This is a genomic window from Micromonospora sp. WMMA2032 (assembly GCF_002688545.1).
In the GTDB taxonomy this organism is placed as follows: domain Bacteria; phylum Actinomycetota; class Actinomycetes; order Mycobacteriales; family Micromonosporaceae; genus Micromonospora; species Micromonospora sediminicola.
On the sequence record NZ_CP024052.1, the window covers coordinates 3249457 to 3271497 of the forward strand.

The 22041-nt window shown below is 73.0% G+C and carries 22 protein-coding genes; 6 read left to right on the plus strand and 16 right to left on the minus strand.

All coding sequences use genetic code 11. The annotated features are described in order from the left end of the window. Window positions 1–121 precede the first annotated feature (121 nt). Entirely contained in the window at window positions 122–1558 is a 1437-nt protein-coding gene (locus CO540_RS14645; protein ID WP_099162481.1) for a gamma-aminobutyraldehyde dehydrogenase, read from the plus strand. A 5-nt stretch (window positions 1559–1563) separates the two neighbouring features. Continuing rightward, a complete protein-coding gene (gene gabT, locus CO540_RS14650; RefSeq protein WP_099162482.1) occupies window positions 1564–2835 on the plus strand; it encodes a 4-aminobutyrate--2-oxoglutarate transaminase in 1272 nt (423 codons plus the stop codon). Between the two features lie 66 nt (window positions 2836–2901). On the opposite strand, the gene CO540_RS31325 is transcribed toward gabT, so the two are convergent. The 7 genes from CO540_RS31325 to CO540_RS14680 form a co-directional block, all read right to left on the minus strand. Next, window positions 2902–3051, minus strand: a complete 150-nt coding sequence (locus CO540_RS31325; RefSeq protein WP_371682217.1) for a hypothetical protein — start codon at window positions 3049–3051, stop codon at window positions 2902–2904. Further along, complete coding sequence (locus CO540_RS14655) at window positions 3048–3566, minus strand: hypothetical protein (protein ID WP_371682218.1); 519 nt, start codon at window positions 3564–3566, stop codon at window positions 3048–3050. The genes CO540_RS31325 and CO540_RS14655 overlap by 4 nt, the downstream gene beginning before the upstream one ends. Window positions 3567–3641: 75 nt before the next feature. Further along, window positions 3642–4277, minus strand: coding sequence for a M15 family metallopeptidase (locus CO540_RS14660; protein WP_099162483.1), 636 nt, complete (start codon window positions 4275–4277; stop codon window positions 3642–3644). Further along, window positions 4274–5407 (minus strand): D-alanine--D-alanine ligase family protein, encoded by a 1134-nt coding sequence (locus CO540_RS14665; protein WP_099162484.1) that lies wholly within the window; start codon window positions 5405–5407, stop codon window positions 4274–4276. The genes CO540_RS14660 and CO540_RS14665 overlap by 4 nt, the downstream gene beginning before the upstream one ends. Continuing rightward, on the minus strand, window positions 5404–7557 hold the full coding sequence (locus tag CO540_RS14670; protein WP_099162485.1) for a pyridoxal-phosphate dependent enzyme: 2154 nt from the start codon (window positions 7555–7557) through the stop codon (window positions 5404–5406). Before CO540_RS14670 ends, CO540_RS14665 begins: the two co-directional genes overlap by 4 nt. 114 nt (window positions 7558–7671) lie before the next feature. Next, complete coding sequence (locus CO540_RS14675) at window positions 7672–8724, minus strand: HAMP domain-containing sensor histidine kinase (RefSeq protein ID WP_099162486.1); 1053 nt, start codon at window positions 8722–8724, stop codon at window positions 7672–7674. Beyond that, the gene (locus CO540_RS14680) at window positions 8721–9386 is read right to left on the minus strand and encodes a response regulator transcription factor (RefSeq protein ID WP_098743626.1); all 666 of its coding nucleotides are present in this window, start codon (window positions 9384–9386) and stop codon (window positions 8721–8723) included. Before CO540_RS14680 ends, CO540_RS14675 begins: the two co-directional genes overlap by 4 nt. A gap of 272 nt (window positions 9387–9658) precedes the next feature. Here CO540_RS14680 and CO540_RS14690 point away from each other — a divergent pair, with 272 nt between their 5' ends. The 4 genes from CO540_RS14690 to CO540_RS14705 all read left to right on the plus strand — a co-directional run bounded on the left by CO540_RS14690 (window position 9659) and on the right by CO540_RS14705 (window position 13384). Next, the gene (locus CO540_RS14690) at window positions 9659–10942 is read left to right on the plus strand and encodes a helix-turn-helix domain-containing protein (protein ID WP_099162487.1); all 1284 of its coding nucleotides are present in this window, start codon (window positions 9659–9661) and stop codon (window positions 10940–10942) included. A 39-nt stretch (window positions 10943–10981) separates the two neighbouring features. Next, entirely contained in the window at window positions 10982–12487 is a 1506-nt protein-coding gene (adh, locus tag CO540_RS14695) for an aldehyde dehydrogenase (protein WP_099162488.1), read from the plus strand. Beyond that, window positions 12487–12834: a DUF779 domain-containing protein gene (locus CO540_RS14700; protein ID WP_099162489.1), complete on the plus strand. Its 348-nt coding sequence runs from the start codon at window positions 12487–12489 to the stop codon at window positions 12832–12834. The genes adh and CO540_RS14700 overlap by 1 nt, the downstream gene beginning before the upstream one ends. A 100-nt stretch (window positions 12835–12934) precedes the next feature. Then, window positions 12935–13384: a hypothetical protein gene (locus tag CO540_RS14705; RefSeq protein ID WP_099162490.1), complete on the plus strand. Its 450-nt coding sequence runs from the start codon at window positions 12935–12937 to the stop codon at window positions 13382–13384. Window positions 13385–13402: 18 nt separating this feature from the next. On the opposite strand, the gene CO540_RS14710 is transcribed toward CO540_RS14705, so the two are convergent. From CO540_RS14710 to CO540_RS14750, 9 genes are read right to left on the minus strand one after another with little or no spacing between them, the layout of a single operon-like run. After that, on the minus strand, window positions 13403–13714 hold the full coding sequence (locus tag CO540_RS14710; protein ID WP_099162491.1) for a transcriptional regulator: 312 nt from the start codon (window positions 13712–13714) through the stop codon (window positions 13403–13405). Next, window positions 13711–14103 (minus strand): type II toxin-antitoxin system RelE/ParE family toxin, encoded by a 393-nt coding sequence (locus tag CO540_RS14715; RefSeq protein WP_216642277.1) that lies wholly within the window; start codon window positions 14101–14103, stop codon window positions 13711–13713. The genes CO540_RS14710 and CO540_RS14715 overlap by 4 nt, the downstream gene beginning before the upstream one ends. A gap of 40 nt (window positions 14104–14143) precedes the next feature. Then, window positions 14144–15157 (minus strand): agmatinase, encoded by a 1014-nt coding sequence (gene speB / locus CO540_RS14720; RefSeq protein ID WP_099162493.1) that lies wholly within the window; start codon window positions 15155–15157, stop codon window positions 14144–14146. Further along, a complete protein-coding gene (locus CO540_RS14725) occupies window positions 15154–16356 on the minus strand; it encodes a saccharopine dehydrogenase family protein (protein WP_099162494.1) in 1203 nt (400 codons plus the stop codon). The genes speB and CO540_RS14725 overlap by 4 nt, the downstream gene beginning before the upstream one ends. Beyond that, window positions 16356–17777 carry an FAD-binding oxidoreductase gene (locus CO540_RS14730; RefSeq protein ID WP_099162495.1) on the minus strand — a complete coding sequence of 474 codons (1422 nt, stop codon included), beginning with the start codon at window positions 17775–17777 and terminating at the stop codon, window positions 16356–16358. The genes CO540_RS14725 and CO540_RS14730 overlap by 1 nt, the downstream gene beginning before the upstream one ends. Further along, window positions 17774–18604, minus strand: coding sequence for an ABC transporter permease (locus CO540_RS14735; protein WP_172967851.1), 831 nt, complete (start codon window positions 18602–18604; stop codon window positions 17774–17776). The genes CO540_RS14730 and CO540_RS14735 overlap by 4 nt, the downstream gene beginning before the upstream one ends. Further along, window positions 18604–19512: an ABC transporter permease gene (locus CO540_RS14740; protein ID WP_099162496.1), complete on the minus strand. Its 909-nt coding sequence runs from the start codon at window positions 19510–19512 to the stop codon at window positions 18604–18606. The genes CO540_RS14735 and CO540_RS14740 overlap by 1 nt, the downstream gene beginning before the upstream one ends. Next, window positions 19509–20663 carry an ABC transporter ATP-binding protein gene (locus CO540_RS14745; protein ID WP_099162497.1) on the minus strand — a complete coding sequence of 385 codons (1155 nt, stop codon included), beginning with the start codon at window positions 20661–20663 and terminating at the stop codon, window positions 19509–19511. The genes CO540_RS14740 and CO540_RS14745 overlap by 4 nt, the downstream gene beginning before the upstream one ends. 5 nt (window positions 20664–20668) lie before the next feature. Then, the gene (locus CO540_RS14750; protein WP_099162498.1) at window positions 20669–21853 is read right to left on the minus strand and encodes a spermidine/putrescine ABC transporter substrate-binding protein; all 1185 of its coding nucleotides are present in this window, start codon (window positions 21851–21853) and stop codon (window positions 20669–20671) included. Window positions 21854–22041: the final 188 nt, after the last annotated feature.

Here is a 22041-nt window from a genome sequence, read left to right on the forward strand (position 1 = left end):
CGCCCGCGCGGAAACAGTTGCTCAAACCCTTGTCTGCCTCGGATTCAGTAGCCAAGATGGCAGTCAGATTGCGATAACCTCCGCTGACCCTCCTCCCGGCCACCCCTCTCGGAGACTTCTGATGAGCGACCAGCAGCAGCTGCGCAACTTCGTCAACGGCGAGTACGTCGACCCGGTGGACGGCGGCTACGCCGACCTGATCGACCCGTGCACCGGCGAGGTCTTCGCCCAGGCGCCGGTGTCCGGGGCGGCGGACGTGGACGCGGCGATGAAGGCCGCCTCCGCCGCGTTCGAGGGCTGGCGGGACGCGACCCCCGCCGAGCGGCAGCGGGCGTTGCTGAGGTTCGCCGACGCGGTGGAGTCCCGGGCCGCCGAGCTGGTCGACGCCGAGGTCCGCAACACCGGCAAGCCCCGGCAGCTCACCGCCGACGAGGAGCTGCCGCCGGCCGTGGACGAGCTGCGCTTCTTCGCCGGGGCGGCCCGCCTGCTGGAGGGGCGTTCGGCCGGCGAGTACCTGGCCGGGCACACCTCGTACGTGCGGCGCGAGCCGATCGGCGTCTGCGCCCAGGTCACACCCTGGAACTACCCGCTGATGATGGCGGTCTGGAAGATCGCCCCGGCGCTGGCGGCGGGCAACGCGGTGGTGCTGAAGCCGTCGGACACCACGCCGGTGTCGACGTTGCTGCTGGCCGAGATCGCCGCCGAGCACCTGCCCCCGGGCGTGTTCAACGTGGTCTGCGGTGACCGCGACACCGGCCGTACGCTGGTCTCCCACCCGACCCCGCAGCTGGTGTCGATCACCGGCTCGACCCGCGCGGGCATGGAGGTCGCCGCCGCGGCGGCGCCGGACCTGAAGCGGACCCACCTGGAGCTGGGTGGCAAGGCCCCGGTGGTGATCTTCGACGACGCGGACGTGGCGGCGGCGGCCGAGGCGATCGCGGTGGGCGGCTACTTCAACGCCGGCCAGGACTGCACCGCGGCGACCCGGGTGCTCACCGGGCCGGGCATCCACGAGGACTTCGTGGCGGCGCTGACCGAGCAGGCCCGCAACACCCGCACCGGCGCGCCGGACGACGCCGACGTGCTCTACGGCCCGTTGAACAACGCCAACCAGCTCGCCCGGGTGAGCGGCTTCGTGGACCGCCTGCCGGACCACGCGAACGTCACCACCGGCGGGTCCCGGGTCGGTGAGCGCGGCTTCTTCTACGCTCCGACGGTGGTCTCCGGCGTCCGGCAGGCCGACGAGATCATCCAGGACGAGGTGTTCGGGCCGGTGATCACCGTGCAGCGGTTCTCCGACGAGGACGAGGCGGTGCGCTGGGCCAACGGCGTGGAGTACGGCCTGTCCGCCTCGGTGTGGACGCGCGACCACGGCCGGGCCATGCGGATGACCCGGCGGCTGGACTTCGGCTGCGTCTGGGTCAACACGCACATCCCGTTCGTCTCGGAGATGCCGCACGGCGGCTTCAAGCACTCCGGCCACGGCAAGGACCTGTCGGTCTACAGCCTGGAGGACTACACCCGGGTCAAGCACGTCATGCACCACATCGAGGGCTGACCCCGATGGCCACCAGCGAGGAGTTGCACAAGCGCCGGGTCGAGGCCGTGGCGCGGGGCGTGGGCAGCACGATCCCCGCGTACGTGGACCGGGCGGGCGGCGGCACGATCACCGACGTGGACGGCCGGGAGTGGATCGACTTCGCCGCCGGCATCGCGGTCACCAACGTGGGCAACTCCGCCCCGAGGGTGGTCGAGGCGGTCCGGGACCAGGTGGAGCGGTTCACCCACACCTGCTTCATGGTCGCGCCCTACGAGTCGTACGTGGCGGTGTGCGAGCAGCTGAACGCGCTGACCCCGGGCGGCTTCGAGAAGCGCTCGGCGTTGTTCAACTCCGGCGCCGAGGCGGTGGAGAACGCGGTGAAGATCGCCCGGCACGCGACCGGGCGGCCGGCGGTGGTGGTGTTCGACCACGCGTACCATGGCCGGACCAACCTGACCATGGCGTTGACCGCGAAGAACATGCCGTACAAGCACCGGTTCGGGCCGTTCGCCGGTGAGGTCTACCGGGTGCCGATGTCGTATCCGCTGCGCGACGGCGGGCTGGACGGGGCGACCGCGGCGGCCCGGTCGATCGAGATGATCGAGAAGCAGGTGGGCGCGGAGAACGTGGCCGCGCTGCTGATCGAGCCGATCCAGGGCGAGGGCGGTTTCGTCGTACCCGCCGAGGGTTTCCTGCCGGCGCTGCGCGAGTGGGCGACGGCGGCCGGGGTGGTGTTCGTCGCCGACGAGATCCAGACCGGCTTCTGCCGCACCGGCGACTGGTTCGCCTGCGCGCACGAGGGCGTCGAGCCGGACCTGGTCACGCTGGCCAAGGGCATCGCCGGCGGCCTGCCGCTGGCGGCGGTGACCGGGCGGGCCGAGCTGATGGACGCGGTGCACGTCGGCGGCCTCGGCGGCACCTACGGCGGCAACCCGATCGCCTGCGCCGCCGCGCTGGCGGCGATGGAGACGATGCGGGAACTGGACCTGGCCGCCGCCGCCCGCCGGATCGGCGCGGTGATGGGCGCGCGGCTGCGCGCGATCGCCGACCGGGATCCGCGCGTCGCCGAGGTACGCGGCCGGGGCGCGATGCTGGCCGTGGAGATCGTCGTGCCGGGCACGCTGACGCCGGACCCGGCCGCCACGGCGGCGGTGTCGGCGGCCTGCCACGCGGCCGGGCTGCTCACGTTGACCTGCGGCACCTACGGCAACGTGCTGCGCTTCCTGCCGCCGCTGGTCATCTCCGACGACGAGTTGGCCCGGGGTCTCGACATCCTCGACGCCGCGTTCGGCTGACCGGTCGGCGCTGATCGTGGCGCACCACGGGACCCCCGGGTCCGAATGTGGTGCGCCACGGCGTCGTCAGCGCAGCAGTTGGACCGTGTTGCGGCGGACCAGGTTCTTGCCCGGCTCGCGGATCGCGTCCATGGCGGCGGCGTTGAGCAGCACGCAACTGCCCGACGGCCCGGTCACCGCCACGGTCACCACCTTGCCGTTGTCCAGGTTGGTCACCCGAAGCCGGGTGCCGACCGGGAACTGACCGCTGGTCGCCGCCGGCGCCCCGCCCTCGGCGGAGAACGTGATCGACCCGGTGCAGACGCTGCCGCCGATCGGCTGGGCGTTGCCCGGCCGGGTCTCGCCCGGCTGCGCGCCGCCGCCCGGCGCCGGCGCGGCCCGCCGTCGAGACGCTCCACCACGTTGCGCCGGACGACGTTCTTGCCCGGTTCCCGGACCAGGTCCATGGCGGCGGCGTTGAGCAGCACGCAACTGCCCGACGGCCCGGTCACGGTCACCGTCGCCACCTTGTTGTTGTCCAGGTTGGTGACCCGCAGCCGGGTGCCCACCGGGAACCGGTCGCTGGTCGCCGCCGGCGCCCCACCCTCGGCCGAGAAGGTCACCGACCCGGCGCAGACCGACCGTGCGGCCGGCGCGGTCTCCGCGAAACCCATTCCGGTGCCCACCGAGACGACCACGCTCGCGGCCACCGCCACGGTCGCCGCCAACACGTGCTTGCGCTGCACCCTCACGTTCTCTCCCGTCGTCGGTGTCGTTCGACAGCTGGTACGGACGGGAGCGGCCAACCGTTCAGCGACGACCGGGAATCACAGCGGACCGTAACGGGTGTGCGACTCTCCGGTGAGGAGTGCCCAGTACCGGTCGCCGTAGGACCAGTGCCACCACTCGGTCGGATAGTTAACCAGCCCCGCGCCACTCAACGCGGACACCAGGATCCGCCGGTTGCGCCACGCGGTGACCGGGATGTGCCGGGCCGCGGTGAAGCAGGCGTCCGCGCTCTCCTCCGGCGTCGCGTCCAGGGCCGTGCCCATCGCCACCTCGACCCCGTCGGGGTCGCAGAGCGTCAGGTCCACCGCGCCGCCGGTGCTGTGCGGGGCCACCTCGACCGGCGAGACGAACTTGGTGGTCTCCCGGTGCAGCCGCTCGGCCGACCAGTCCGGGTGCCGTCGACGCAACTCGTCCCGGTAGCCGGTGAAAATGTCGAGCTGCGCCCGGTACGGCCGGTAGCCCTCGACCACGAGCAGGCGCAGGCCGGGCGGCAGCGCCCGCTGCGCGGCCAGCAGCCGGTCCGCGACCCCGCGCCGCACCCGCGCGTACGCCCCGGCGGGGTCGGCGGCCCGCCCGTCCACCCGCAGCTCCGGCACCTCCCGAAGGTCGACCAGGGGTTCGCCGTCGTCCCGGCTGGACACCGCGGCGACCCGGGGGTCGGAGAGCAGGATCACGGCGTACCCCCCGGGTGCGCGCCGGACGGCCGGGCCGCGTGGCGGGTGAAGGCGAGCGCGACCAGCCGGTCCACCACCTCCGGGTACGCCAAGCCGGACGCGGCCCACACCTTCGGGTACATCGAGTGCGCGGTGAAACCGGGCAGCGTGTTCAGCTCGTTGACGAACAGGTCGCCGGTGGCCTCGTCGTGGAGGAAGTCGACCCGGGCCAGACCCCAGCCGCCGATCGCGGTGAACGCCCGCACGGACAGCTCCCGGATCCGCTCGGTGACCTCGTCGGGCAGCGACGCCGGGACGATCATCGGGTCGGCGTCGCCGAAGTACTTCTGCCGGTAGTCGAACCAGCCGCCCGCGACCCGCACCTCGCCGACCGCCGACGCCTCCGGCCGCCAGCCGCCGAGCACGCCGCACTCCAACTCCCGGCCGGTCACCCCCTGCTCGACCAGCACCACGTGGTCGTGCCGGAACGCCTCCTCGACGGCTGCCGCCAGGTCGTCGCCCTCGGCGACCCGGGAGATCCCGATCGAGGAGCCCATCCGGGCCGGCTTGACGAACAGCGGCCGGCGCAGCCCGACCACCAGCTTCTCCGGGTCCTCCGCCGCCCGCCAGGCGGGCTCGTCGAACCAGACGTGCGGGGTGGTCGGCACGCCCTCGGCCCGCAGCGCCCGCTTCATCGCCACCTTGTCCATGCCGACGGCGGAGGCGAGGATGCCGCAGCCGACGTAGGGCACGCCGAGCGATTCCAGCAGGCCCTGCACCACGCCGTCCTCGCCGTACGGGCCGTGCAGCACCGGGAACACCACGTCCAGCTCGGCGTGCACCGTCGCGGGCGTGTCGGCCGCGCTGACCGCGACGATGCCGGCGGCCGTCCCGCGGCGCAGCTCCACCGCCGGGCCGGTGACCGGCAGCCGGTCGTCGATCGCCCGTCCGGCCGCCACCGCGCCGAGGTGCTGCGCGAGCACCGGCTCCGGCACCAGCCGGATCCCGCCGGTGCGGGTGATCCCGAGCGCGACCACGTGGTGGCCCCGTTCGGCCAGGGCCCGGGCCACGCCGAGCGCCGAGGCGCAGGAGACCTCGTGCTCCGCCGACGGGCCTCCGAACAGGACACCGATCCGCACTGTCGCCCTCATGCCGCCACTCCCGCCGTCATCCGGTCGCCCGCCAGCCGGGCCACCAGGTTCGCTTCCACGTTTCCGCCGGTCAGCACCACGCCGACCGTCCTTCGTCGCCCGCCACCAGAAGGCCACGGCGTCCCACCGACGTCGCCGGGACCGGCCGCCGTGCCCACGCCGCCGCCGGGGCCGGCCGGCTCGCCCAGCCGCAGAGCGCCGGCCAGGGCGGCGGCGCCGGACGGCTCGACGAGCACCTTCAGGTCCAGCAGGAGCAGCCGGAACGCCTCGACGATCGCGTCGTCGTCGACCGGGACCACCCCGCGCACGCGGTTGCGGGCCACCGCGAACGGCAGGTCACCGACGCAGCCGGGGCGGAGTCCGTCGGCCAGGCTCGGCGCCGGCGCCACCGGCGTGGGCCGTCCGGCGGCCAGGCTGCGGGCCAGCGAGTCGCACCCGACCGGCTCCACGCCGTACACCTCGATCGAGGTTCCGGCCGCCGCCAGGCAGGCGCCGGCGATGCCGCCGCCCCCGCCCACCGGCACCACGAGCGCGTCCAGCGGCGTGCCGCGCCGCGCCGCCTCCTCGATCAGTTCCAGGCTCGCGCTGCCCTGCCCGGCCACCACGTCCGGGTGGTCGTACGCGTCGACCAGCGGATGGCCCTCCACGTGGGCGATCCGCCGGGCGACGGCCAGGCGCTCCTCGACCGTGGTGCCGGCGCGGACCACCCGGGCGCCGGCCGCCCGCGCCCGGTCCACCTTGACCGGCGCGGCGTCCTCCGGCAGCACGACCGTCGCGGCCAGCCCGTGCCGGCGGGCGGCCAGCGCCACCGCGACCGCGTGGTTGCCGGTGCTCTGCGCGACCACGCCGGTGTGTCCGGCATCGGCGAGCCGGCCCACCGCCAGCATCGCGCCGCGCATCTTGTAGGAGCCGCCGTCCTGGAGGTTCTCCGCCTTGAGCAGGATCCGGGCGCCGGCCAGGCGGTCGATCGCCGGGCTGTGCAGCACCGGGGTACGCACCACCCGGCCGGACAGCACGCGGGCGGCCTCCTCGACATGTGTCCGGTCCGGCAGCGCCGGCGCATCGGTTCGGGGCATGGTCCCTCCTTCGGGATCGGAGTGGGTGCGGCGGCGCGGCAGGTCGAACAGGCGGTGCGCGCCGAGCGCGGTGAGGCCGCGGTACGCGGCGAGGCTGAGTGCCAGCACGAGCGTGGTGACCAGGACCGGATAGGCGGTCACCAGCAGCGCCCGGGTCGGTCCGGGCAGCCCGGCCATCGGTGCGGCGAGCAGCCGGTCCAGCAGCGCCAGCACCGGCATGTGGATCACGTAGACGGGAAGCGTGCGGCGGCCGAGCCGGGCCAGCGCCGGACCGGCCAGGCGGTGCCGGGCCAGCCCGGCGGCGGCGGTCAGCCCGAACGCCACGGCGATCACGGAGACGAGCAGGTACACGCCGGGCCACCTCTGTGCGCCGGCCAGCGCCATCGCGGCCAGCCCGATCGCGTTGGCGAAGCCGGTGCCGGCGAGCCGGCGGGTGTTCGCGCCGTCCGCCCACCGGGTGAGGTACGGCCGCAGGTGCACACCGGCCAGGAAGAACACCAGGTTCTGGTAGACCTGCCCCCGGTTCCCGGGACTGTCCAGCAGCCCGGTCGCGGCCACCGCGGACAGCGCGCCCGCAGCGGTCAGCAGCACCGCCGGATGGACCCGGCGCAGCGCCTTCGCGATCGCGAAGTAGAGCGCCAGCGCGTACAGGTACCACAGGTTCGAGGGGGTCACGGTGAGCTGGGCCAGCAGCGCACCGCTGTCGGTGGCCCGGTCGGTCGGGAAACCGGGCGCGAGCGCCAGCAGGGCGGTGTGGATCAGCAGCCAGACCGCGTAGAGGTAGAGGTTCCGCGCGATCCGGGGCCGCCCGGACACCCGCCACGACCGCGCCACCGCGTTCGCCGCGAAAAGGCCGGAGAGCGTGAAGAACAACGGCATCCGCAGCGGCAGCAACTGCTCGCCGAGCAGCCCCCACGCGCCCGGCACCGGCAGGCCGACCCGCCAGTCGATGCGCAGGTAGTCCTTGACCACGACGTGCCAGAGCACCACGAGCACGATGCAGGCGCCCTTGGCCACGTCGGCCCAGACCACCCGGTCGTCGGGCGGCGCGTTCGCCTCGGTACGGGTCGGCACTGCGGTCTCCTTTCCGGCCGTCCGCGGAAGCGAGGCGGCGGCGCCGTCCCGTTCTCGGGCAGGTGTCATCGCGGGACGCCGCGACGGCGGCTCCCGGAGTCGTGTGTGGGGTGGTCAGCGCACGGTGGGCAGGTGGACGTCGACCCGCAGGCCGCCGTCCTCGCCCGGGCGGGCGGCGATGAGGCCGCCGTGCGCCTGGGTGATGGAGCGGGCGATGGCCAGGCCGAGCCCGGCGCCGCCGCCCTGGTTGGTGCGGTCCCGGGCGAGGCGCCGGAAGGGTTCGAAGAGGCCGGCGACCGCCTCGCCGGGGACGGCCTGACCGCTGTTGGTGACCGTCAGCGCCGGGTCGCCGCCGACGGCGACGACGAGCCGGCCGCCCGGCCGGTTGTACTTGATCGCGTTTTCCACCAGGTTGCTGACCAGGCGTTCCAGCAGCACCCGCTCGCCCGGCACGATCCGGGGGGCGAGCCGGCTCTCCACCGTCAGGCCGGCCCCGGCCGCCCGGTCGGCGTACGCGGCCAGCACGGCGGCGACGACCTCGTCGAGGCGCTGCGGGGTGGAGGATCGCAGCCCCTGGTCGCTCTCGCTGAGCGCGAGCAGCCCCTCGATCAGCCGCTCGTTGCGCTCGTTGGTGGCGAGCAGTTGCGCGGTCAGCAGGTCCAGCTGCTCACCGCTGAGCGACTGGGCCATGCCGACCTCGATCAGGGTGCGCTGCACCGCCAGCGGCGTCCGCAGCTCGTGCGAGGCGTTGGCGGCGAACCGTCGCTGCCCCTCGTAGCCGGCGGTGACCCGGTCCATCATGTCGTCGATGGCACGGGTGAGCCGGGCCAGCTCGTCCCGCCCGCCCCGGCGGATCCGGTAGCCGAGGTTCTGCGGTCCCAGGTTCGCGACCGGGTCGGCCAGGTCGCGCACCGGGCGCAGGCACCAGCGGGCCCCGACCCACACCCCGACACCGGCGGTGACCAGCACCAGCAGTTCGGTGAGCGTCGGGAGCAGCGGGACGAACGGCCGTCCCGGTTCGCACACCGCGCCGATCGTGGCCAGCCCGCAGAACTGCTGGGCCCGCCACCACACCAGTTCGAGCAGCCACTTGACCAGGTTGGGCAGCAGGAACCCGGCGAGCAGGGCAAGCACCCCGACCAGCAGGATGCGGCGGCGGGGGCTCACGCCGGCTCGCCGATCCGGTAGCCGGCCTTCGGCACGGTGTGCAGGACGGACGGCTGGCCGAGCTTCTTGCGCAGCGTCATGACGGTGACCCGGACCGCGTTGGTGAACGGGTCGGCGAACTCGTCCCAGGCCTGTTCCAGCAGGTCCTCGGTGCTGACCACCCGTCCGCCGGCACGCAGCAGCACGTGCAGGACGGCGAACTCCTTGGGGCTCAGGCCGAGCGGGCGGCCGTCCCGCGTGGCCGTGTGCGCGGCCACGTCGAGCACCACGCCGTGCCGTTCCAGCACCGGCGGCACCGCCGGGGTGGACCGCCGGCCCAGGGCCTGCACCCGGGCCACCAGCTCGGCGAACGCGAACGGCTTGGTCAGGTAGTCGTCCGCGCCCAGCCCGAGGCCGGCCACCCGGTCCCGGATGCCGGCGGCGGCGGTGAGCAGCAGGACCCGGGTGCCGGCGTCCGACCCGGCCAGGCTCCGGCACACCTCGTCGCCGGTGGCGCCGGGCATGTCCCGGTCCAGCACCGCCACGTCGTAGCGGTTGACGCCGATCCGCTCCAGCGCGCCGTCGCCGTCGTAACAGACGTCGACCGCCATGGAGAACCGCCGCAGCCCCTCGGCGACCGTGTCCGCCAACAGCCGCTCGTCGTCCGCCACCAGCACCCGCACCGTTGTCCGCTCCCCGTGTCTTCCCTGGTCGTCCCGCACACGGTCGCAGGTCGGAGATAAGGGTTCCGTAAGCGGCCGTCGCAGCCATCCTCCACAGCAGCGGGATGCCGACAACCGGGCCCGGGACGTCCGCGTGCCGTCTGGGGCGTTCGTCCGGACGGCAGGACCCCCGGCGGGCCGAGGAGTGACCCGGATCACGTTCGGCGCTCCATCCGCTCCACCCTTGGCGGTCGGGGGTGACGTGGGTCACGATGGGTGGGAGGAGGTCGGTGGTGACTGACCCGTGGCTCGCCCTGGAGTTCGGCGCGGATCCGGCGGAGCGGATCGCGCAGGTCGGCGCCGCCCACGAGGCGTTCCTCACCGCCGGCACCGCCTCCGGCCGGGTCCGCGAGGTCATCCGCCGGTCCTGGGAACGGTCCGCCCGGCTCGACCCGGAGGCCACCGCGCCGGTCGACCTCACCGACGACGCGCTGGAGAGTTACCGGTCGGCGCACCCGCTGGCCCGGGTGCTGCCCCTCTTCCGCGACCTGCTCGGCGGCATCGCGCAGGACGGCGCCCACCTGATGGCGGTCTGCGACGCCGGCGGCCGGCTGCTCTGGGTGGAGGGCCACCCGGGTGTGCTCCGGCACGCCGAGCGGATGAACTTCGTCCCCGGCGCGCGCTGGGACGAGGCCCACGCCGGCACCAACGCGCCCGGCACCGCGCTCGCCGTCGACCACAGCGTGCAGATCTTCGCCACCGAGCACTTCGTCCGGCCGGTGCAGCGCTGGACCTGCGCCGCCGCCCCGATCCACGATCCGGCCACCGGCCTGCTGCTCGGCGCCGTCGACATCACCGGCGGCGACCACCTGGCCAACCCGCAGAGCCTCGCACTGGTGCGGGCCACCGCCCGCGCCGCCGAGGCGTTCCTGGCCGCCGCCGCCCCCGCCGCGCCGGATGTGCCGCACGTGGCAGCGCTCGGCCGGGACGAGGCGGAGCTGCGCGTCGGCGGCCGGCGCGTCCGGCTCGGCCGGCGGCACAGTGAGCTGCTGGTGCTGCTCGTCCAGCACCCCGAGGGGCGCACCGGGGAGCAGCTCGGCCTCGACCTCTACGGCGACGACCGGCTGCACCCGGTCACCCTGCGCGCCGAGCTGTCCCGGCTGCGCCGCGCGCTCGGCGACGAGCTGCTCGACTCCCGCCCCTACCGGCTGCGGGCACCCGTGCGCGCCGACTTCCGTACCGTCACCGAGCTGCTGGAGGGCGGCGATCCGGCGGCCGCGCTGCGCGCGTACCCCGGGCCCCTGCTGCCCGGGTCGGACGCGCCGGGAGTGGCGCGACTGCGCCGGCTGGTCGACGGCCAGCTGCGCGCGGCGGTGCTGGCCGCCGACGACCCGGGGCTGCTCGCGGCCTGGACCGCGACCGCCGCCGGGGCCGACGACCTGGCCGCCTGGCAGGCCCTGGCCCGGGCGTTGCCGCCGGGCGCGCCCCGCCGGCCGCTCGCCGTCGCCCGGGCCCGCCAGCTCGCCGAGGAGTACGCGCTGCCGCGCGCAACGTTCCTGCAACGTCGCGGAAACTAGCCTCCCGCCATCCACCCCTGACGGACGGCGGAGGTACCCATGACGCGCTACGACGCCCCCACCCACTGGCAGTCTCGCTACGACCACTACATCGGCGGCGAGTACGTGAAGCCGCACGGTGGGAAGTACTTCGAGAACCCGACCCCGGTGACCGGGCAGACCTTCTGCGAGGTGGCCCGGGGCACCGCCGAGGACGTGGAGAAGGCGCTCGACGCGGCGCACGGCGCGGCCGACGCGTGGGGCCGCACGTCGGTCGCCGAGCGGTCGCTGATCCTCAACCGGATCGCCGACCGGATGCAGGACAACCTGGAGTCCCTCGCCGTCGCCGAGACGTGGGAGAACGGCAAGCCGGTACGCGAGACGCTGGCCGCCGACATCCCGCTGGCGATCGACCACTTCCGCTACTTCGCCGGTGCGATCCGGGCCCAGGAGGGCTCGCTCGGCGAGATCGACGACGACACCGTGGCCTACCACTTCCACGAGCCGCTGGGCGTGGTCGGGCAGATCATCCCGTGGAACTTCCCGATCCTCATGGCGGTCTGGAAGCTCGCCCCGGCGCTGGCCGCCGGCAACGCGGTGGTGCTCAAGCCGGCCGAGCAGACGCCCGCCTCGATCCACCACCTGCTGTCGCTGGTCGGCGACCTGCTGCCGCCGGGCGTGCTCAACGTGGTCAACGGCTTCGGCGTCGAGGCCGGCAAGCCGCTGGCGTCCTCACCCCGGGTGGCCAAGGTGGCGTTCACCGGCGAGACCACCACCGGGCGGCTGATCATGCAGTACGCCAGCGAGAACATCAAACCGGTCACGCTGGAGCTGGGCGGCAAGAGCCCGAACATCTTCTTCGACGACGTCAGCGCCGCCTCCGACGACTTCCGGGACAAGGCCCTGGAAGGCTTCACCATGTTCGCCCTCAACCAGGGCGAGGTGTGTACCTGCCCGTCCCGGGCGCTGATCCAGCAGGGCCACTACGCCGACTTCCTGGCCGCCGCCGTGGACCGGACCCGTCAGGTGCGCCAGGGGCACCCGCTGGACACCGACACGATGATCGGCGCGCAGGCGTCCAACGACCAGCTGGAGAAGATCCTGTCCTACCTGGACATCGGGCGGCAGGAGGGCGCGAAGGTGCTCACCGGCGGCGAGCGGGCCGACCTGGGCGGCGAACTGTCCGGCGGCTACTACGTGCAGCCGACCATCTTCGAGGGCGACAACTCGATGCGGATCTTCCAGGAGGAGATCTTCGGCCCGGTGGTGTCGGTGACCTCCTTCGCCGACCTGGACGACGCCGTGAAGATCGCCAACGACACGCTCTACGGGCTCGGCGCCGGCGTCTGGACCCGGGACATGACCACCGCGTACCGGGCCGGGCGGGCGATCCAGGCCGGCCGGGTGTGGACCAACTGCTACCACGCCTACCCGGCGCACGCGGCGTTCGGCGGCTACAAGCAGTCCGGCATCGGCCGGGAGAACCACAAGATGATGCTGGAGCACTACCAGCAGACCAAGAACCTGCTGGTCAGCTACTCGCCCCAGAAGCTGGGCTTCTTCTGATGGGTGACCCGGTGACAGTGACCCCCGCGGCGGCCGACCTGATCCGGTCGCTGCGGGGGCGGCACGGTCCGCTGATGTTCCACCAGTCCGGCGGCTGCTGCGACGGCAGCGCCCCGATGTGCTACCCGGCCGGTGAGTTCCGCACCGGCGGCTCGGACGTGCTGCTCGCCGCGCTGGCCGTCGACGGCGTGCCCGAGCCGGTGGAGTTCTGGATGTCGCGGGCCCAGTGGGACCTGTGGCAGCACACCCGGCTCACGGTCGACGTGGTGCCCGGCCGGGGCAGCGGATTCTCGCTGGAGGCGCCGGAGGGGGTCCGCTTCCTCATCCGCTCCCACCTGGCCGGCTGATCTGTCCGAGATCTTGCAGCTCGCGGGCATCGCGGCGGTGGGATGCTGACGCCGTCCACATCGGAGCAGCATCCCGCCACCGCCCGACAGGAGCCCGCCCATGCCCCCGGCCCGACACGCCCTGCTCGCCGCCGGCCTCACCACGGCCGCCACCATCGCCACGCTCGGGCTCGCGCCGGGCGCCGCGGTCGCCGCCCCGGCGGCCTCGCCCCGCATCTCCGTCAACTGGTTCGGCGCGGCCGACGTGCGGTCGCACACCGCCACCGTCGGCGGCCGGTTCGACTGCGGCGCCGAGCGCGGCCTGGCCTACATCGAGGTGCACCTCGACCAGCGGGTACGTCGCGGGTCGGTCACCGGCTTCGGGTTCGGCGTGATCGGCGCGTGCACCGACGACCGCACCGCCGGTACGTGGACCGCCACGATCCCCGCCGACCAGAGCAGATTCCGCCCGGGCCCGGCCACTGCCATCGCGCGTCTGGTGGTGGAACCCAACTCCCTGACCGAGACCACCGAACCCCTGCGCCTGCGCCCCCACTGCACCCGCCACTGACCGGCCGACGGCCTCCGGTCAGGCGATCTGCCGGAGGTCGTCGCCGTAGTCGAAGATGATCCGCAGCCGGGCGCCGAGGGCGTTGGCGTAGCGGCTCAGCGTGGCCACCTCGTTGACGTCGAGGTCGCCGTTCTCGATCTGGCTCACCCGGCCGGGGGTGACCCCCATAATCTCGGCTACCTGCCGCTGGGTGAGCCCCAGTCGCTTGCGCTCCTCGGCCAGATGGAACGCGCTCACCCACGCGTCGGTCCGGGCACGCTCCGCCTCGTACGCCTTGTCGTCACCGCCGAGTTCGGCGCGGACCTCGTCCCAGTGATAGAACTCAGTCACGATTCCCCCCTTCGCTCGCGCTCGCTGTCGAGCCAAGCCTTGTAGGCAACCTCCGCCGCCGGGATGTGCTGCCGGTACCAGCGGGTCCAGTCGCCCGCCTTGTTGCCGGCGACCAGCAGGACGGCCTGAGACCACGGATCGAAGACGAACAGCACCCGGATCGCCACGTCCCGCCCGGAGCGGGGCCGCAACTCCTTCAGATTACGGAGACTGCTTCCGCGCAGCGTGTCCACGAGCGGGCGACCGAGCCCTGGCCCGACCTCGGCCAGCTTGTCCACCGCCACCCGGACGCTCTCGTACGACGCCGGGTCGTGGTCCCGCAGGTCGCACAGCCAGTGCCGGACCTCTCCGGTGACCCGGACCGACCAGCGCTTCCCGTCCGCACCCATGCTTCGACTATAGCCCGAGCTAAACATGCCGGGCTAGCAGTCAGCGGTCGTCCAACAGTGGCTGGGTGGGGTTCCACGGGGTTCCGGTTTCGGCGTCTCGGCGGCGGCGGGCTATCGCGGACAGCGCCTCCAGGACCACGCGGTTGCCCAGGTAGGCGGTGATGTCGGCGTGGTCGTAGGGCGGGGCGACCTCGACCACGTCCAGGCCGACCACCGGCAGCTCGTAACAGACCCGGCGGACCGCGTCGAGCAGTTGCCGCGAGGTGAACCCGCCGGGTTCGGGCGTGCCGGTGCCGGGGGCCATGCCGGGGTCGACCACGTCCACGTCGACGGAGAGGAACACGCCCTCGCACTCGTCGGTCGCGATGCCGAACGCCTCGGTGAGGCAGGTGTCCAGGCCCCGGGCCACGATCTCGGTCATCTCGTACGAGCGCATCCGCTGCTCGGCCATCCACGCCAGCGTCTCCGGGCCCGGCCAGTAGCCGCGCAGGCCGATCTGGAGGAAGCGGTCGCCGCGTACCGCGCCGGACTCGATGAGCCGGCGCATCGGCTGGCCGTGGCCGTGCAGGGACCCGAACTCGACGTCGCCGGTGTCGGCGTGCGCGTCGAAGTGCACGAGCGACACCCGGCCCAGCCCGTGGTGTCGGGCCACCCCGGTGGCGTCCGGCAACGCGATCGAGTGGTCGCCGCCGAGCACCACCGGGATCGCCCCGGCGGCGGCGACCGCGTGCACGGCGGTCTCCAGCGCGGCCAGCGAACGTTCGATGTCGCCGCCGAACATCTCCACGTCACCGGCGTCGTAGACGCACAGGTCCTTCAGCGCGTCGACGCGCAGCGCCAGGGACGGGCGGGAGCCGTCGTGCGGCAGGTAGCAGGCCTGCCGGATGGCGGACGGGCCGAAGCGGGTGCCCGGCCGGTGCGAGGTGCCGCCGTCGAAGGGCGCGCCGATGACCACCACGTCCGCGTCGGCGTAGGTGACCGGCTCCTCGACGGTGCACGGCGGCACGCCGAGGAACGTCACGTCGGGGCCGTACATCGGGCCGTAGCGGGTCATCGCTCCTCCATCCCCCACGGTGAACCGTAGTCGCTGAGCAGGTCCAGGAAGGGCCGCGGTGGCAACGCCTCGGGCCCGAGCACGCCCGCGCCGGCCCAGGCGCCGGTGGCCAGCAGCTCCAGCGCGACGACCGGGTTGACCGCGGTCTGCCAGACCACCGCCTGGTGCCCGTACTCGGCCATCGACCACGCGTTGTCGACCACGTGGTAGAGGTAGACCCGCCGGGGCCGGCCGTCCGGCCCGGTGCCGGTGACGTACGTCCCGGCGCACGTCTTCCCGCTCATCCGGTCGCCGAGCGTGGCCGGGTCGGGCAGCGCGGCGGCCACCAGGTCGCGCGGCGACACGTCGACCCCGCGCACGCGCACCGGTTCGGTCGCGTCCAGCCCGAGCTTGTGCAGCGTCCGCAGCACCTCGATGAACTCCGCGCCGAGGCCGTACTTGAAGGTGACCCGCTTCGCCGGCACCCAGCGCGGGATGAGCAGCACCTCCTCGTGTTCCACGTTGACGCACTCGACCGGGCCGATGCCGGCCGGGAAGTCGAAGACCTCCGGTTCGCTGAACGGCTCGGTGGTGAACCAGCCGCGCCCGGCCTCCCAGATCACCGGCGGGTTGAGGCACTCCTCGATGGTGGTCCAGATGGAGAAGGAGGGAGCGAACTCGTAGCCGGCGACGGTGAGGTTCGCGCCGTCGCGTACCCCGATCTCGTCGATCTCGGTGAACAGCTCGTCGGCGGCGTAGCGGGCGAAGACGTCGGACAGGCCCGGTTCGACGCCGATCCCGCACAGCGCCAGCCGGCCGGCGGCGGCCCACCGGTCCGCGACGGCGAACTGCTCGTCGCCGAGCTTGACCCCGGTTTCCGCGTAGGGGCGCTCGGGGTGCGGCCGGGACAGCGACATCGCCATGTCGAGGTAGTCGGCCCCGGCCGCGAACGCGCCGTCGAAGATCGGCATGACGAAGCGCGGGTCGACCGCGTTGAACACGTGGGTGATCCGGTGCTCCCGGCAGAGCGCGGCGACCGCGTCGGCGGACGACGCGTCGACGGTGGCGGCGACGAACCGGTCACCGTGGCCGGCGACCGCCCGGGCGGCGCGCGCCGGGTCGTGGTCGGCGACCACCATGGTCTCGAAGAAGGAACGGCGGGCGGCGATGGATACGGCGGCGGAGCCGACGCCACCGGCGCCGACGAGCAGGATACGCATCAGGAGTCGAACCCCAGTCCAAAGCGGTCGAGAGTACGGAGCCAGAGGTTGCGCCGCCCGTCCCGCGCGTCGGCGCGGGCGAGCGACCAGCGGGTGAGGTTGATACCGGCGGACCGGGCCGGTTCCGGCGGGAACGGCAGCGGCTTGCGGCGCACCAGGTCGAGTCGGGTCAGCGGGGTGTCCGCGCCGGCGAGCAGGTCGAGGGTGACGCGCGCGCCGAAGCGGGTGGCGCCGACGCCGAGCCCGGTGAACCCGGCCGCATAGGCCAGGCGTCCGGAGTACGCGGTGCCGAAGAACGCGCAGAACCGGGTGCAGGTGTCGATGACGCCACCCCAGCGGTGACTGAAGCGCACATCGGCGAGCTGCGGGAACGTCGTGAAGAAGTGCGAGGCGAGCGTGGTGAAGGTGGCCTCGCGCTGCTCCAGCGCCGGTGCCACCCGGTTGCCGTAGTGGTAGATGGCGTCGTAGCCGCCGAACAGGATCCGGTTGTCGGCGGTGAGCCGGTAGTAGTGGAACTGGTTGCCGGTGTCGGCGAGCCCCTGCCGGTGCCGCCAGCCGATCGCGTCGCGCTGCGCGGCGGTCAGCGGCTCGGTCATCAGCGCGTAGTCGTAGACCGGGACGACCCAGGAGCGCAGCCGGCGCAGCAGCGGCGGGAACGCGTTGGTGGCCAGGGCCACCCGCCGGGCCCGTACCGTGCCGGGCGCGGCGTCCGGGCCGCCGGCCGTGGTGGCGCGCAGCGCGGCCCCGTCGGTGGCCAGGCCGGTGACCCGGGTGTGCTCGTGGATCCGGACGCCCAGGCCGAGCGCGGCGCGGCGCAGTCCCCAGGCGAGCTTCGCCGGGTCGAGCAGCGCCGTCCGGTCCCGGTCCCACATCCCACCGAGGTACGTCGGCGACGCCACCTCGGCGCGGACCTCGTCGCGGTCGAGCAGCCGCACGTCGTGGCCGTACCGGCGGCCCAGCTCGGCGTCGGCGGCGAGCCCGTCGAGCTGGTACGGCTCGACGGCCACCGCCAGTTCGCCGGTCCGTTCGAGGTCGCAGTCGATGTCGTACCTCGCCACGGTGGCGGCGATGGCGTCCAGGTTCTCCCGGCCGAGCCGTTCCAGCTCACCGATCTCGCCGGGGAACCGCTCGATGCCGTTGGCCAGCCCGTGGGTCAGCGACGCGGCGCAGAAACCGCCGTTGCGCCCGGACGCCGCCCAGCCGCAGGTGCCGGCGTCGACGAGCAGCACGTCGCGGTCCGGATCGGCCTCCTTGGCCAGCAGCGCGGTCCACAGTCCGGCGTACCCGCCGCCGACCACCAGCAGGTCGGCGGCGTGCGCGCCGGACAGCGGCGGCAGCGGGTCGGGGCGTTCCGGGCGGTCCAACCAGTACGGGACGGGCGCGGCATCGGCCAGCGCCCGGCCGGTATGCGGGAGCGTCATGGCTTCCCCGCCGGGGTGGCGATCACCGCGAGGGCGGCCCGTCGGGACCGCCGGCCGCGCAGCGAGCTCGCCCCGACCAGCAGCAGCGCTATCCCGAACATGGCCGTGCCGATGACGTTGACCTGCGGCGGGATGCCCCGCTGGGCCGCGCCCCAGACGTACATCGGGAACGTGACGGTGGTGCCGGCGTTGAAGTTGGTGATGATGAAGTCGTCGAAGCTGAGCGAGAAGGCGAGCAGCGCGGCGGCCACGATGCCGGGCAGCACCAGCGGGAGGGTGATCCGGCGGAACGTCTGCCACTCGCTGGCGTAGAGATCCATGGCGGCCTCCTCCAACCGCCGGTCCATGCCGGCGAGCCGGGCCTTCACGGTGACCACCACGAACGACACGCAGAACATCACGTGCGCGATGACGATGGTCCAGAAGCCCTGCGGCACCCCGGCGGCGACGAAGAGGGCGAGCAGCGAGGTGCCCATCACCAGTTCCGGGGTGGCCATCGGCAGGAAGATCAGCCCGTTGATACCGGACCGCCCGCGGAAGCCGTGCCGCACCAGGGCGAACGCCATCAGCGTGCCGAGCACGGTGGAGACGACGGTGGCGATCAGGCCGATCTCCATGCTGCGCACCACCGCGTCGCACATGTCGGCGGTGGCGCATGGGCGGGCCCAGTTGTCCAGCGTGAACTCGTTGAAGTCGTAGGAGAGCCGGCTGGACGGCCGGTTGAAGGAGAGTCCGGCCACCACCATGATCGGCAGCGTGAGGTAGCCGAGGACGAGCAGGGCCACGCCCATCACCCACCGGTCGGCGAGCCAGCGCCTGAGTCCCATCAGAGGACCTCCTCCGTGCCGGCCCGACGCAGGTAGACGAAGACGATGGCCAGGATCGCGGCCATCAGCAGGAAGGACAGCGCCGCGCCCTGTGGGTAGTCCAGCCGGACCAGGAACGCCGAGTCGATGACGTTGCCGATCATGTACTCGTTCGGCGTGCCGAGCAGCTCGGCGTTGATGTAGTCGCCGGTGGCGGGGATGAAGAAGAGCAGCGTGCCCGCGATCAGGCCCGGCATCGACAGCGGCAGGGTGACCCTGCCGAACGCGCGCAGCGGGCTCGCGTACAGGTCGCTGGCCGCCTCCAGCAGCCGGGGGTCGAGCCGCTCCAGGCTCGCGTACAGCGGTAGCACCAGGAACGGCAGGAAGTTGTACGTCAGGCCGAGCACCACGGCGATCGGCGTGGCGAGCAGCCGGCCGTCCGGGCCGAGCAGGTGCACGTCGCGCAGCAGTCCGACCAGCGCGCCGTTGTCCGACAGGATGGTCTTCCAGGCCAGCGTGCGCACCAGGAAGCTGGTGAACATCGGCGCGACCACGGCGACCAGCAGCAGGTTCTTCCACCGGCCGGCCTTCTGCGCGATCGCGTAGGCCAGCGGGTAGCCCATCAGCAGCGCCAGCACGAGCGCGATCGCGGAGTAGAGGAACGAGCGCAGGAACTGCGGCCAGTACGCCTGCAACGCGTCCGGATAGTTGCCGACCGCCCAGGTCATCGCGTAGCCGGTGGAGAGCGAGCCGGCCGGGTCGTAGAGGCTGGCGGCGGCGAGCTGGAGCAGCGGCAGCGCGAAGAAGACCAGCAGCCAGGCCGCGCCGGGCAACAGCAGCAGGTACGGCAGCAGCCGGGCGCGCCCGCGCCGCACCGGCGGTGGCGCCGGTTTCCCGCCGGCGGTCGGTACGTGGGCCAGCGCGGTCATGAGAGCGCACCGACCGGCGGCTCGTCGAGCAGCGGCGCGGTCTGGTCGTCCTCGCCGCCCGCCCGGGGCAGCAGGAACGCGTGCCGGGGGTCCCAGTGCGCGGTCACCGGCGTGCCGACGGCCAGCCGCCCGCCCAGCCCGCTGTTCGCGGCGAACGCGGACAGCTCGCTGCCCCACGCGGTGCGCACCAGGTACTGGGTGCTCACCCCGACGTAGGAGGCGTCGGTGACCACGCCGCCGACGTGCTGGTGCCCGGCGGGCACGTCGTCGGGGCCGCCGGCCAGGTGCAGCTTCTCCGGCCGTACGCCGAGGAAGGTCGGCCCGTCGACGACCCGGGCCCGGTCGGCGGGCACGGAGAAGCGCGCGCCGTGCGCGGTGACCAGCACGTCGTCCCCGGCGCGGCCGCCGGCCTCACCGGCGAGCAGGTTGGACTGGCCGAGGAAGTTGGCCACGAACGCGGTGGCCGGGTACTCGTAGATGTCGGCCGGGGCGCCGAGTTGCTCGATCCGGCCGGCGTTCATCACCGCGACCGTGTCGGCCATGGTCATGGCCTCCTCCTGGTCGTGGGTGACGTGCACGAACGTGATGCCGACCTCGGTCTGGATCCGCTTCAGCTCGATCTGCATCTGCCGGCGCAGCTTCAGGTCGAGCGCGCCGAGCGGCTCGTCGAGCAGCAGCACCTGCGGGTGGTTGATGAGCGCCCGGGCCAGCGCGACGCGCTGCTGCTGGCCGCCGGAGAGCTGGGCCGGCCGGCGCCGGCCGTACCCCTGGAGCTGGACGAGCGCGAGCATCCGCTCGACCTGGTCGCCCACCTTGCGGATGCCCCGGCGGCGCAGCCCGAACGCCACGTTCTCGTGGATGTCCAGGTGCGGGAAGAGCGCGTAGCTCTGGAAGACCGTGTTGACCGGCCGCCGGTACGGCCGCAGCCCGGTGATGTCCCGGTCGCCGAGCAGCACCTGCCCGCTGGTCGGCGCTTCCAGCCCGGCGATCATCCGCAGCGTGGTGGTCTTGCCGCAGCCGGACGCGCCGAGCAGGGCGAAGAACGACCCCTGCGGGACGGTCAGGCTGAGGTCGTCGACGGCGGTGAAGACACCGAACCGCTTGGTCAGGTCGGCCAGTCGCAGATCGCCGGCCGGGGTTTCCTGCGCCATCTGCCTCACGCCCCGATGACCTGCTGGAACTTGGTCTCGTACTCCTTCTCGCGCTGCTCGTCGAGGGCCATGAAGACCTTCGACTTCGCCAGCATCGCGTCGTCCGGGAAGATGAGCGGATTCTTGGCCAGGTCGGGGTCGATCTTCTCCATCTCGGCCTGCGCGCCCTGCACCGGGCAGATGTAGTTGACGTACGCGGCCAGCTTCGCCGCCACCGCCGGGTCGTAGTAGTGGTTCATCAGCGCCTCGGCGTTGGCCTTGTGGGTGGCCTTGTTGGGCACCAGCATGTTGTCCGACCAGAGCATCACGCCGGACTCGGGCACCACGAACTTGATCTTCTCGTCCTCGAAGCCGAGCTGGATCACGTCGCCGGACCAGCCGATGCAGGCAGCGATGTCGCCCTTGGCCAGGTCGGGGGCGTAGTCGTTGCCGGTGAAGCGCCGGATCTGCTTGCTGTCCACGGCCTTCTTCAGCTTGGTCAACGCGTCGTCGAACTGGGCCGGGGTGAAGTTGGCCGGGTCGTGGCCGCCGGCCTGGAGCAGCAGGCCCATGGTGTCGCGCATCTCCGACAGCACGGTCACCTTGCCCTTGAGGTCGGGGCGGGTGAGCAGCTCGTCGACGGTGCGGATCTCCTTGGTGACCTTGGCGTTGTAGGCCAGGCCGGCCAGCCCGGACTGCCACGGGATCGCCAGCTGGGTGTCCTTGTCGAACGACCGGCCGCGCAGCGACGGCAGCAGGTTCGCCTCGACGTTGGGGATCTTGGCCTTGTCCAGCTTCTGGATCCAGCCGAGCCGGATCATCCGGGCGGCCATCCAGTCGGTGAGCACCATGATGTCCCGGCCGGTGCTCTGGCAGCCGGCCAACTGGTTCTGCACCTTGCCGAAGAACTCGTTGTTGTCGTTGACGTCCTCGGTGTAGGTCACCTGGATGCCGGAGGCGGCCACGAACGCGTCCAGGGTGGGCCGCTTCGACTCGTCCTTCTCGTCGGTGTCCATGTACTGCGGCCAGTTCGAGAAGGCGAGCTTCTTCTCGGTGGCGGAAACGTCGTCGCTCTGGCAACCGGCTTCGGTCTGCTGGGCGCCCTTGGTGCCGCAGCCCGCGAGGGTGCCCGCGGTGGCGAGCAGGGCGGCCGAGCCGAGGGTCCCGGTGAGCAGACCACGCCGGGTGAGGGTCCGGAGGGGACTACGCATGTGACGACTCCTTGGGGGGCATCGTCGGCGGCGGGGCGGGGGTTGGCTCGCCGGCGGAGGGGTCAGTGGCGATGGAGGCCTGATCCTGACATGAGAACCCCTCCCTTACAAGGGATTCCGTTGCCGGAATAGCCATGCACCACGAAATACGCCAGACTGCGCCGGGGCACTACGCTCAGCACGGAGAT